A 12,045-nucleotide genomic window follows, 5' to 3' on the forward strand; every position below is an offset into this window, starting at 1 on the left:
GCTTTAAAATTCCAGGCTTTGACTTATGATTCGGTGAATCGGTTTCCAGGTATCTAATTAGTCAGTCGAGGAGAAAGTGGTAGATTGGACATGTTAAGAAAAAAGAGGGGGAGTAAAATATTCTATATGTTTTTCAGGACGATTCAGACGAAAAAAAAGGCCTGATTCACAGACCTTCCCGTTAAATATTGGCGACTTAAATATTACAGACTCTTCAATTCCATCAACGCTTTGATGAAGTAATAATCCCCGTATCCAGTAGCCTGATCAATACCCAGACCATGCGGTAGATCGGCAGTCGAATGCGCCAGCAATCCTTCATGTTCTTCCAGTAAACAATGCTCACTAAGCGCCTTCAGCATCAGGGTCGCAGCCGACTTATACAGCTCTTTACCTGTCAGCTTATACAGTCTGAGCAACCCATACGCACTAATCGCACCTGCTGACGCATCCTTGGGGGAATTAGCATCGGCATCATAATCCCACTGTGGAATATGGTCGGAAGGCATGTTTTCGATAATGAAATGCGCCACTTTCTCCGACGCTGCCAGATAAGTAGCATCATCCAGTTCAGCCGCGAGCATGGCGAGACCAGCGACTGCCCACCCCTGCCCTCTAGCCCAACTTGTATCTGCGCGCAACCCTTGATAAGTATCGCCGCGCACCCCGTTTCCGTTCTCATCAAAATGGAAAACATGATATACGGAGCCGTTTGCTCGCTGATGGTGGGAAAGCGCCTTTTGCGTATGAATGCGTACCACGTTAAGCAATTCAGGATCAGCTCCCTGCTTAACCGCCCAGACCAATAGTGGCAAGTTCATCAGAGTGTCAATGAGGACGCTATTAGACCACTCCTGACCACCGAAGAATCCCCAACCAGGAATAAATCCGCCCTGGGGGTTAAACTGACCCGCAAGACTGTGCGCAGCCTGAATAGCCGCCTGCTTCCACTCATCATTCCCCGTCAACCGCCAGCCTGTGATAGCACTGGGATAGAACATAAAGCCTAAGTCATGGTTACAGGTGTCCTGCGCACGCGGCAATAAACGTTGGGTGAAATGCGTTGCCCGTTCTAACAATTTCGGATCCTGTGTGTGTTGCCAACTCAACCACAGCACGCCCGTCCAGAAACCACCAGTCCATACTCCATCCGGCGTAAAACCATATTTCTCCTGCTCTGTCACATGCGGAAAGTCAGTAAATTTTTCTGCATTACGCAGTGCCTTACGTGCACAAGCGTTGATAGCCGTGTCTAACCAGTCCATTTTTTTCCTCTCGTATCAATAAGAATGCGATAACTCAAATCAAATGTATTGATGTTATGACATTGAGTCAAACAAAGAGAAAAAAAATGTGATCCAAGTACTTCTTACGCTAATTTCATTTTTTCTCCGGTTGAATGTGCTATACATATAACATTAGTGTATTGGAGAATAATGTTGAGGACTTACTTTGTCGTTACCAAATGAATTTGAAGGTAATTACTCTCTGCTGGATGTTGCAAGCCCGGTTCCGCTCTTCCATCAACTGCGCGATCTGTTGGAGAGTTGGTTCCAACAAGCCTTCACCGTTGACGATGACCTTCCAACGGAAAAAGAGATCACTGAGAAATTTGGCGTCAGCCGTATCACTGTCAGACGTGCCCTGGATGAGATGATTAGCGAAAATATTGTTGTACGGCCAAAATCACGTGGTCGTCTGCGATTGCGAAAATTACCGCCAGTTCAGCGTTTAAATCGTCTGCGAGGCTTCTTTACCGACGATCTTCTGGCTGCAGGCATGAAACCCTCAACTAAAACCATCAATTTCAGTCGAGTTGTCAATGAACGTGTTAACGCTGAGCTAAAATTATCCCCTAGCGCGGAGTGCTTCTGCATTGAGCGATTGCATTACGCTGCTGAGCAACCCATCGCTCATCAGATCTCCTGGATCCCGGTAGATTTATTGCCTGAACTTGAAACTTATGACTTGTCTCAATCGTTGATGGCCTTGTTCGATAAATCACTTCCTCATCCAATTTACAAAGGCGAGCAGCAGTTGCTGGTGAGGAACTCAACTATCGAGGAGTCCCAGCATCTTGGTTTGTCTGTCGGCACAGCCATCATCTCAGTCTCGCGAGTAGCATTCATGGATAACAACCAGGCAGCTGAGTACTTCGTTGCAACCATGAATCCAAAGTTTTATCAGTTTTCCATGACGGTATATGCCGATGAATAAGATGAAAAAAACCCTCTATGTCAGCGATCTTGACGGAACACTACTTAATACTGAAGGTAAACTCTCAGACTATACCAGAGATGCTATCGGCAATTTTGCCAAAAACGGAGTCTTATTCACCTGCGCGACAGGCAGAACATTAAGCTCCGTAAAAATGCTAATGGGAGATGTTAAATTTTCCTGCCCCGCAATTTTAAGCGATGGGTTGCTAACGTTCGATATGCAGAATGAAAGAATTATTCAGGCCTCTGTTCTTCCCAATCAACTTATCAGACAGGTAGAGGAAAAACTGAATAAGCTCGATAAAGATGGTTTTCTGTATTGCATCAAAGGTAATCAGTACGCCCTTTTTTATACCTCAGAAAGCAACGCCTTAAGTCAGCGTTTTATCAAGAGCAAAGCACCATTTTTAAAAGATAATATTTTTAAAATAGATAGTTTTTCAGCCCTCCCGCAAGAATATCTCCCATTATATTTTGTCGTCTATGATGAGTATGACAATCTGACGCTGTTGCAAAAAGCGGTTAATACAATTCAGAATGTTCATTGCTTGTTAAATCGTGATGTCTATCACGAGCAAAATAACATCTATTTTATGAACATCCTTACCGATTCCACCTCTAAACACTCGGCAATTCATAGCCTTAAAAAGTATTTAGGTGTCGATGAAGTTGTGGCCTTTGGCGATAACTATAACGATTTGCCTATGCTGGCAAGCGCAGACAGATGTTATGTTCCAGAGAACGGCATCCCGGAAGCAAAAAAGATAGCTACACAAGTAATCGCTTCATGCGATCTTGATTCTGTCGTTAAATTTATTGAAGAAGAAACAAATTCGCAATGTGGTTAACGACCAGAGGAAACACAAAGCGGTATGTTTTTCTGCCTTTTAATTACTCTATTATGTTGCGTCTTGTGATTCTTTCTCGCTATAAATTTTCTGAGCATAATTTTATTCAGTGAATTGTTTCTTCTCCTGAACATCAACTCGTGATGATTAGCTGATGTTCGGGAGATACATTTCCTTATCTATGTACCTGCTTTTGATACCGAGATGGCCAGATTTTCTCAGGTAAAACACCTAACCTATCTGCAATTAATTTTTCACCTTTAGGCCAATGACGTGTAAGTGCATTCGCCAGCGTGGAGGACGCTAATCCCGACTGACGTGAAAGCGCCGCTAAAGATGTACCACGTTTTTTCAACCCGGCAATAATATCTGCCGGATGCCAGTCATGTTGCATCATGCAGGCACCTCACTGATAAATTTTACGCCATCGTCAGTGCGCATCCATCGCGGTGATTTGAGCCCCTCGGTAAAGGACCAGACCAACTCGCATAACAAACCGACCAGGGTTTGCTCCGATTTTGGATCCATAGTGCGTTCCATCAGAAGTTGGAGTAATGCGAGGCAGTATTCGCACAACAAATCAGGCTCAGGATCAAAGAGCAAAGGTGCAGAAGAACAAGTATCAACAGTCAGGCTCTCGGCCAAGTGTGGTGGGATACTATCGTTCAGCGTTAACTGCAGCAAGGAAAGGCTGGCACGAAGCCGCCCGCAGAGTGCCAGTCGCAATGCCGAATCATCGCTTTCAATTAGGGTTTCGGCGAAGCTTTCGCAGTAATCGGCCAATACGGTGAAATCTGTGTTCGCGCTGAAGGGAACGGTAAGTAACGGGTGTGCTTGAGCGAGGATTGTAGCCATAAGGCTGCCTCCAGTGAGTAGAAATTGACGCCCACCACTGGAGAGGTCAATCCCACTGGTGGTGGAACCGGACGAGGTTGACCTTACCGGCCTCACTGACACCGGCGCGTCTTGCGACGCCCCCGCCCGGCCCACCATTGAGGTGTAGCCAAGCGCACGACACAAAAAAAAGCGCAAACGCGCCTGTGTCGTCAGTGAGGTAGTTTCAGGAGGTCAAGCCCGGCACCTGATTTTGCAGGTGCGTTAGTAGGATACTGCGGTTGATGAAAAGCGGCAAGGATTCAGATGAAGATGGCTAGCGACAAATTGAAATAATTAGGTCGTCGCATCAATACGTAGGGATTAACCATTCATGTGAAAAGGACATAACAACGCTTACTTTTTCCAACCTAAAGAGACAAGGATTGAGATCAACGGACAAGGCATTCGAGCAGTTCGCAGCCAAAAACGGTTGGGGCCCTTCAGAGCAAATGAGTTGGCGAGTTTTGCTAAGAGGTAGATGGATTAGTTGGACCTATAACGCCAACACCTAGCCGTTTCCACTTCAACTAAATTGGTGGTCATTTTGGTGGTCTTGACAACCCAAAATTTTAGGTTTAGCTTACCAATCAGCCAGTTAATGGCAAAGGCGATCCCAGTCAGAGGAGCCAAATTTAGAGAAGCCCGCTTTTAAGCGGGCTTTTTGCTTTTCTGTTTTTCATTCGTCTTATTTTTCATGTAACCCTCTGGTGAGGGAGATAATCGTTTTCTCTTCCCGTCTGTCGCGGTAATCTCATAACGGTCATTAATATATCGACTGCAATGTGTGTAGCCCAATTCAAATACTAATAACTAAAAGACAGTACAGACAGGATAACTATGGATTCCACTCTCACCTCCGCGGGTCCCCAAGAGGACGTCTCTTCGCTTCATCGTGCCCGACGCGCTGCGCTTGGTAGCTTCGCTGGCGCCGTGGTCGACTGGTATGATTTTCTGCTTTATGGCATCACCGCCGCACTGGTCTTTAATCGCGAGTTCTTCCCGCAGGTTAGCCCGGCAATGGGAACACTTGCCGCATTTGCCACCTTTGGCGTCGGATTTTTGTTCCGTCCGTTAGGCGGGGTTATCTTCGGCCACTTTGGCGATCGCCTTGGCCGTAAACGCATGCTGATGCTCACCGTCTGGATGATGGGGATTGCCACTGCGCTGATAGGGATTATTCCTTCTTTTGACACTATTGGCTGGTGGGCCCCTGTGCTGCTGGTGACGCTGCGCGCCATTCAGGGATTCGCCGTTGGTGGTGAATGGGGCGGCGCGGCGTTGCTCTCGGTCGAAAGCGCGCCGAAAAATAAAAAAGCCTTCTACAGCAGTGGCGTTCAGGTCGGTTACGGCGTCGGACTGCTGCTTTCTACCGGTCTGGTCTCACTGATTAGCTCGCAAACTACCGATGAGCAGTTCCTGAGCTGGGGCTGGCGTATTCCGTTCCTGTTCAGCATCGTACTGGTTTTGGGCGCGTTGTGGATGCGCAACAGAATGGATGAATCAGCCGAATTCGAACAGCAGCAACAGGCAGCGCAACCAGAGAAAAAGCGGTTACCGGTGGTCGAGGCGTTAATCCGCCATCCGGGCGCATTCTTAAAAATTATCGGCTTGCGCTTATGTGAACTGCTGACGATGTATATCGTCACCGCGTTTGCCCTTAATTACTCTACACAGAACCTGGGCCTACCCCGCGAGCTGTTTCTGAATATCGGTTTGTTAGTGGGAGGACTGAGTTGTCTCACCATCCCCTGCTTTGCCTGGCTTGCCGACCGCTTTGGTCGACGGCGCGTGTACATTACCGGTGCACTGGTCGGTACGCTGAGCGCCTTCCCGTTCTTTATGGCGCTGGAAGCACAGTCTATTTTCTGGATCGTGTTCTTCGCGATTATGTTGGCCAATATTGCGCACGATATGGTGGTCTGCGTACAACAGCCTATGTTTACCGGTTTGTTTGGCGCAAGTTATCGCTACAGCGGCGCAGGCGTTGGCTATCAGGTGGCAAGTGTGGTTGGCGGTGGTTTTACCCCCTTCATTGCTGCGGCACTGGTGACATTCTCTGGAGGAGACTGGCACAGCGTGGCCATTTATCTGATGGCCGGGTGTCTTATTTCCGCCGCCACTGCATTGCTGATGCGGGATAAGCAGCACAGTTAAGCCCTGATGCGAAGGTCATTCGGCCTTCGCACAATCTTCCTCAACGTCTGACTTTTGTTTCATATTCCTGTGACATACTATCGGGAGAGCAGTACATCTGTGGAACAAGGAGACAGACATGAACAATAAGGGCTCCAGCCTGACCCCAACTCAGGCACTGGATAAACTGGACGCGCTGTACGAGCAGTCGGTTAAAGCACTGCGTAGCGCCATTGGTAAGTACATTGAAACAGGGACGCTCCCTGACATAATCGCCCGCCATAATGGTCTTTTTGTTTACCCATCGCTTTGTGTCACCTGGGATGGCAGCGCCACCAATCCCCCGAAAACCCGCGCCTATGGCCGTTTTACCCATGCGGGCAGCTATACCACTACGATCACCCGTCCGTCGCTTTTTCGTCCCTATCTTGAAGAACAACTCACGCTGCTGTATCAGGATTATGATGCGCATATCTCCGTCGAACCGTCGCAGCATGAAATCCCTTATCCCTATGTGATCGACGGTTCTGAACTGACGCTCGACCGCTCGATGAGCGCCGGGTTAACGCGCCATTTCCCCACAACCGAGTTGTCACAGATCGGCGACGAAACAGCCGACGGTACCTATCATCCGGCGGAATTCTCCCCGCTGTCGCACTTCGACGCCCGACGAGTAGATTTTTCGCTCGCACGACTGCGTCACTACACGGGAACGCCGGTTGAACATTTCCAGCCATTTGTGCTGTTCACCAACTACACCCGCTATGTCGATGAGTTCGTGCGCTGGGGCTGCAGCCAGATCCTCGATCCGAACAGCCCCTATATCGCGCTGTCATGCGCAGGCGGGATCTGGATCACCGCTGAAACGGAAGCTCCGGAAGAGGCCATCTCCGATCTCGCCTGGAAGAAACATCAGATGCCCGCCTGGCATCTAATCACCGCCGACGGTCAGGGGATCACGCTGGTCAATATCGGCGTTGGCCCGTCTAACGCTAAAACCATTTGTGATCATCTGGCCGTACTGCGCCCTGACGTCTGGCTGATGATTGGACACTGTGGCGGCCTGCGTGAAAGCCAGGCGATTGGCGACTATGTTCTGGCCCACGCTTATCTGCGTGACGACCATGTGCTGGATGCCGTGCTACCACCGGATATTCCGATTCCGAGCATTGCGGAAGTACAACGCGCACTGTATGACGCCACCAAAGAAGTCAGCGGCATGCCCGGCGAAGAAGTTAAACAGCGCCTGCGTACCGGTACCGTCGTCACCACCGACGATCGCAACTGGGAGTTACGCTATTCCGCTTCTGCGCTGCGTTTTAACCTCAGTCGCGCGGTGGCTATTGATATGGAAAGCGCCACTATCGCCGCCCAGGGCTACCGCTTCCGCGTCCCTTACGGCACGCTGCTGTGCGTTTCCGATAAACCGCTGCACGGCGAGATCAAACTGCCTGGTCAGGCCAACCGTTTTTATGAAGGTGCCATTTCCGAGCACCTGCAAATAGGTATCCGGGCAATCGATCGTCTGCGTGCTGAAGGCGATCGACTGCACTCCCGTAAATTACGTACGTTCAACGAACCGCCGTTCCGTTAAGGCCTGAAGGTAACTATGCACAACTCAACTCCTCTTTCCGCTCTGCGCAACCTGCTGTTAGCGCAAGGGCTGGATGGCATGATTGTTCCGCGCGCCGACGCTCACCAAAGCGAAGATTGTACACCGCATGACAATAAGCTGGCCTGGCTGACCGGTTTTAGCGGCTCCGCTGGTCTCGCGTTGGTCCTACGCGACCGCGCATTAATATTTGTCGATGGACGCTATCAGGTCCAGGTGCGCAATGAAGTCTCGCTGGATGATTTTGAAATTCACCATTTACATGACGAACAGCTGGCCGACTATTTGCAGTCTCACGTTGCTGCGGGCGCGCGTATCGGTTTTGAACCGTTGCTGATGGTCAACAGCCAGTTTGAAGCACTGTCGGCGACCCATTGCGAGCTGGTGCCTCTTGAGCAAGATCCTTTCGACCAGGTATGGCTTGACCGCCCGGCAGCACCCTGCGGCATCATTCATGAAATGCCCATTGAAATCAGCGGGGAAAGCAGCACACAAAAACGTGCCCGCGTCGTGGATCTGCTCACGCAACAACAGGCCGACGTTCTGGCGATCACGCTGCCGGATAACATTGCCTGGCTGCTGAATGTGCGCGGTTCCGATCTGCCAATGGTGCCAGTGCCGTTTTCGTTCGCCCTGCTCCATCGCAGCGGCGAGCTGGAATGGTTTGTGGATAGCAACAAAACCCAGCAGCTCCCTGCTGCACTGCTGAATACGCTCACGCTGGCCCCACAAGAGAGTTTTCTTGCCCGCTGCCAGCAGTTGGCCAAAGGGAAACGCTTTTTGGTCGATAAAGACTACGCCCCGGTCGCGCTGCGTTTTGCCATTATAGAACACGGTGGCGAAGTCTTATGGGCACCCGATCCCATCACCTTGATGAAAGCGCACAAGAATGACGTTGAACTGGCGGGTTATCGGGAATGCCATGAACAAGATGGCGCGGCCTGGGTTAACTTTCTGGCATGGCTTACGCATGAAGTTCCCTTGCGCGAAGCGGCAGGCAATCCGGTCACTGAGCTGGAAGCGCAGGCCAGGCAACTGGAATTTCGCCAGCAGCAGCCGGGATTTATCGAGCAAAGCTTCAACACGATTTCGGCCTCAGCCAGCAATGCCGCAATGTGCCATTACCATTCCAGCGAAAAAACCAATACGCCCATTACCTCTCAGGCCATGTATCTGAATGATTCCGGCGGCCAGTACCATAATGGTACGACGGATACAACGCGCACCCTCGCGTTTGGTCCACAGGATCCGCAGCGTCGTCTGCATTACACCGCTGTGTTGAAAGGCTTTTTGTCGCTTATCTCGCTGCAATTTCCCAGCGGCACTCAGGGTCATCAACTGGATGCCTTTAGCCGTCGGGCGCTGTGGGATCTGGGTCTGGATTTTGATCACGGTACGGGACACGGCGTAGGCCATCAGCTCCTGATCCATGAACAGCCCCATCGCATTGCCAAAAAAGTAAACCCCTGGCCTCTGGTTGCGGGCAATATCATTACCATCGAGCCGGGTTATTATCTGGCCGGAGAATATGGGATCCGTATTGAGAATCAGGTGGAGATTATCAACAGTCGTCCTGGCTTCTGTCGCTTCTCAACGCTGACGCTGGTGCCAATTGATTTAAGTCTGGTTGAACTGCATCTGCTAAGTGAGGCTGAAAAGCAGTGGATTGATGATTACCACCAGCAGGTCAGAGAGACGTTATCCCCACGCGTGAACGCAGAGGCTCGTCCGTGGTTGTTCGCCGCCACTGCGCCGATTCGCGTTCAGGCCAATTAATGCATTAAAAAAGGCAGCCCGCAGGCTGCCTTAATTCTCCCCAACTTTTTACTGCTTAGCTGTGACGGATGTACTCATCCATTTCAGTTTTCAGGTTATCGGACTTAGTACCGAAGATAGCCTGAACACCGGAACCCGCCACTACAACGCCCGCCGCACCCAGTTTCTTCAGGCCAGCCTGATCCACTTTGGCAACGTCAGCGACGCTGACACGCAGACGAGTGATGCACGCATCGAGGTTAGTGATGTTTTCTTTACCGCCGAATGCCGCAACCAGGGCCGGAGCCATTTCGCCGGACGCACCCGCTTTGGTGTCTTCGGTAGCATCTTCACGACCCGGAGTTTTCAGGTCCAGCGCTTTGATCAGCACACGGAAGATGGTGTAGTAAACAATCGCATAACCGATACCGACAATCGGGAACAGCCACAGTTTGCTGCTGTTACCGGACAGAACGATAAAGTCGATCAAACCGTGGGAGAACGACGTACCGTCACGCATACCCAGCAGGATACAGATCGGGAATGCCAGACCAGCCAGAATTGCGTGGATGATGTACAGGATCGGTGCCACGAACATGAACGAGAACTCGATCGGTTCGGTAATACCGGTCAGGAACGAGGTCAGCGCCGCGGAGATCATGATACCGCCCACTTTCGCGCGGTTTTCTGGTTTAGCAGAGTGCCAGATAGCGATAGCGGCAGCCGGCAGACCGTACATTTTGAACAGGAAGCCACCAGACAGTTTGCCCGCAGTCGGGTCACCCGCCATATAGCGAGGGATATCGCCGTGGAATACCTGGCCCGCAGCGTTGGTGTATTCACCGATCTGCATCTGGAATGGAACGTTCCAGATATGGTGCAGACCAAACGGCACCAGGCAGCGTTCAATGAAGCCATAGATACCGAACGCTACGACCGGGTTCTGGTATGCAGCCCACTGGGAAAACGTCTGAATAGCAGTCCCGATCGGCGGCCAAATGAAGGACAGAACCACACCGGTGAAGATAGCGGCCAGACCAGAAATGATAGGAACGAAGCGCTTACCCGCAAAGAAGCCAAGATACTCAGGCAATTTGATACGGTAGAAACGGTTGAACATATACGCTGCAATCGCACCGGAGATAATCCCCCCGAGAACACCCGTATCAGCAAGGTGTTTAGCTGCGATCTCTTCAGCAGGTAAATGCAGAACCAGCGGCGCAACAACAGCCATGGTCTTAACCATAATGCCGTAGGCAACAACGGATGCCAGTGCAGATACGCCGTCGTTATTGGTGAAGCCTAACGCGACACCGATGGCAAAAATCAGCGGCATGTTTGCAAAAACAGAACCGCCTGCTTCTGCCATTACGTGCGATACAACGGCTGGCAGCCAGCTGAAGTTAGCGGAACCGACACCCAGCAGGATACCTGCAATCGGGAGTACGGATACCGGCAGCATCAGCGATTTACCGACCTTTTGCAGGTTAGCAAATGCATTCTTAAACATAATTGAGAGTGCTCCTGAGTATTTGTGCTTTTCTACGTTCTCACGCATTAGCGAGGGGGGAGAACCTCGCCGTGTACAGGGCATCTAAGTACCCTTTATTTATTACACAGAGTAAAATAATTCAGTTTGTTTTTGTTTGACGGCTATCACAATTCAGTCGTGGATGGCCGTAAAATCCGCACATTCCGATAAAATGCGTATCTGAATGTGTCAAACCGGTTATTCACCGCCCATTTTGAGGCGGTGAACTTTACTCGCTTTGCTTATTAATTACGAGCTTTAAAAAAAGTCAGTTAACGAACGGATTGCAGGCGAGAAGCGTCGATGTGAAACAGGCGGGCAAAGTTATCAGTGGTTGCCTGCGCCAGTTCTTCAACGGCAACACCTTTCACTACGGCCATATACTCCGCAACGTCACGGGTCATGGCAGGCTGGTTCTCTTTTCCACGATGCGGTACAGGCGCAAGGTAGGGAGAATCCGTCTCAACCAGCAACCTATCCAGAGGAACATAGCGGGCGGCATCACGGAGCTGATCTGCGTTACGGAACGTGACGATGCCGGAAAACGAGATATAAAATCCGAGGTCCAGCAATTTGCCCGCCGTTTCTCTGTCTTCTGTAAAACAGTGTAGTACGCCACCACAATCCGTCACTTTTTCTTCGCGCAGAATAGACAGCGTATCGGCTCGCGCATCGCGGGTATGCACGATAACTGGCTTTTGTAACTCACGGCCAATCTGAATATGATGGATAAAAGATTCCTGCTGGCGCACCTTTGTTTCCGGCGTATAGAAATAGTCCAGCCCGGTTTCCCCCATCGCCACAACGCCCTCTTCGGCGGCAAAACGGCGCAGGTCTTCAACATCATAGGCTTCATCCTGATTTAACGGATGCACGCCGCAGGAGAACACCACATTGTCACGTTCACCGACCAGTTCGCGCATACTGCGGTATCCTGGCAGAGTGGTCGCGACGGCAAGACAGAATTTCACATCGCGTGCGGCCGCTTTCGCCAGCACGTCATCCACGTCCTTATGCAGAGATTGATAATCCAGGCCATCAAGATGGCAGTGTGAGTCGACTAAAAACATA

10 protein-coding genes are annotated in these 12,045 nt (G+C 50.6%); 5 read left to right on the forward strand and 5 right to left on the reverse strand.

Features of this window, described 5'->3' with window-relative positions:
• Positions 1-203: 203 nt before the first annotated feature.
• Complete coding sequence (locus HV311_RS15235; RefSeq protein ID WP_046481333.1) at positions 204-1,265, reverse strand: glycoside hydrolase family 88 protein; 1,062 nt, start codon at positions 1,263-1,265, stop codon at positions 204-206.
• 187 nt (positions 1,266-1,452) lie between these two features.
• Between HV311_RS15235 and HV311_RS15240 the strand changes: the two genes are divergently transcribed.
• Both HV311_RS15240 and HV311_RS15245 read left to right on the forward strand, forming a co-directional pair.
• Entirely contained in the window at positions 1,453-2,217 is a 765-nt protein-coding gene (locus tag HV311_RS15240) for a GntR family transcriptional regulator (RefSeq protein WP_046481334.1), read from the forward strand.
• Positions 2,210-3,067, forward strand: coding sequence for an HAD-IIB family hydrolase (locus HV311_RS15245; protein WP_049106042.1), 858 nt, complete (start codon positions 2,210-2,212; stop codon positions 3,065-3,067). Before HV311_RS15240 ends, HV311_RS15245 begins: the two co-directional genes overlap by 8 nt.
• 175 nt (positions 3,068-3,242) lie before the next feature.
• Here HV311_RS15245 and HV311_RS15250 read toward each other — a convergent pair whose 3' ends face one another.
• Positions 3,243-3,464, reverse strand: a complete 222-nt coding sequence (locus HV311_RS15250; protein WP_052746916.1) for a helix-turn-helix domain-containing protein — start codon at positions 3,462-3,464, stop codon at positions 3,243-3,245.
• Positions 3,461-3,922, reverse strand: coding sequence for a hypothetical protein (locus HV311_RS15255; RefSeq protein ID WP_046481335.1), 462 nt, complete (start codon positions 3,920-3,922; stop codon positions 3,461-3,463). Before HV311_RS15255 ends, HV311_RS15250 begins: the two co-directional genes overlap by 4 nt.
• Positions 3,923-4,780: 858 nt before the next feature.
• On the opposite strand from HV311_RS15255, the gene shiA reads away from it, so the two are divergent.
• From shiA to HV311_RS15270, 3 genes are all read left to right on the forward strand, one after another.
• Positions 4,781-6,097, forward strand: a complete 1,317-nt coding sequence (shiA, locus tag HV311_RS15260) for a shikimate transporter (RefSeq protein ID WP_016156198.1) — start codon at positions 4,781-4,783, stop codon at positions 6,095-6,097.
• 118 nt (positions 6,098-6,215) lie between these two features.
• Entirely contained in the window at positions 6,216-7,670 is a 1,455-nt protein-coding gene (locus HV311_RS15265) for an AMP nucleosidase (RefSeq protein ID WP_016152657.1), read from the forward strand.
• A gap of 15 nt (positions 7,671-7,685) precedes the next feature.
• Positions 7,686-9,464 (forward strand): aminopeptidase P family protein, encoded by a 1,779-nt coding sequence (locus HV311_RS15270; protein WP_191220136.1) that lies wholly within the window; start codon positions 7,686-7,688, stop codon positions 9,462-9,464.
• 55 nt (positions 9,465-9,519) lie between these two features.
• Here the strand turns inward: HV311_RS15270 and ptsG are convergent, their stop codons facing one another.
• Together ptsG and HV311_RS15280 are read right to left on the reverse strand one after the other, a co-directional pair.
• Positions 9,520-10,953: a PTS glucose transporter subunit IIBC gene (gene ptsG / locus HV311_RS15275; RefSeq protein WP_016152655.1), complete on the reverse strand. Its 1,434-nt coding sequence runs from the start codon at positions 10,951-10,953 to the stop codon at positions 9,520-9,522.
• A 293-nt stretch (positions 10,954-11,246) separates the two neighbouring features.
• Entirely contained in the window at positions 11,247-12,044 is a 798-nt protein-coding gene (locus tag HV311_RS15280) for a metal-dependent hydrolase (RefSeq protein ID WP_016156196.1), read from the reverse strand.
• Position 12,045: the final 1 nt, after the last annotated feature.

This window comes from Citrobacter sp. RHBSTW-00881 (assembly GCF_013728515.1).
Taxonomy (GTDB): Bacteria; Pseudomonadota; Gammaproteobacteria; order Enterobacterales; family Enterobacteriaceae; genus Citrobacter; species Citrobacter braakii.

Coding starts and splice junctions, on each gene's coding strand:
- HV311_RS15235 (WP_046481333.1), bottom strand. CDS start 1,265: ATGGACTGGTTAGACACGGCTATCAACGCTTGTGCACGTAAGGCACTG.
- HV311_RS15245 (WP_049106042.1), top strand. CDS start 2,210: ATGAATAAGATGAAAAAAACCCTCTATGTCAGCGATCTTGACGGAACA.
- HV311_RS15250 (WP_052746916.1), bottom strand. CDS start 3,464: ATGATGCAACATGACTGGCATCCGGCAGATATTATTGCCGGGTTGAAA.
- HV311_RS15255 (WP_046481335.1), bottom strand. CDS start 3,922: ATGGCTACAATCCTCGCTCAAGCACACCCGTTACTTACCGTTCCCTTC.
- shiA (WP_016156198.1), top strand. CDS start 4,781: ATGGATTCCACTCTCACCTCCGCGGGTCCCCAAGAGGACGTCTCTTCG.
- HV311_RS15265 (WP_016152657.1), top strand. CDS start 6,216: ATGAACAATAAGGGCTCCAGCCTGACCCCAACTCAGGCACTGGATAAA.
- HV311_RS15270 (WP_191220136.1), top strand. CDS start 7,686: ATGCACAACTCAACTCCTCTTTCCGCTCTGCGCAACCTGCTGTTAGCG.
- ptsG (WP_016152655.1), bottom strand. CDS start 10,953: ATGTTTAAGAATGCATTTGCTAACCTGCAAAAGGTCGGTAAATCGCTG.
- HV311_RS15280 (WP_016156196.1), bottom strand. CDS start 12,044: ATGTTTTTAGTCGACTCACACTGCCATCTTGATGGCCTGGATTATCAA.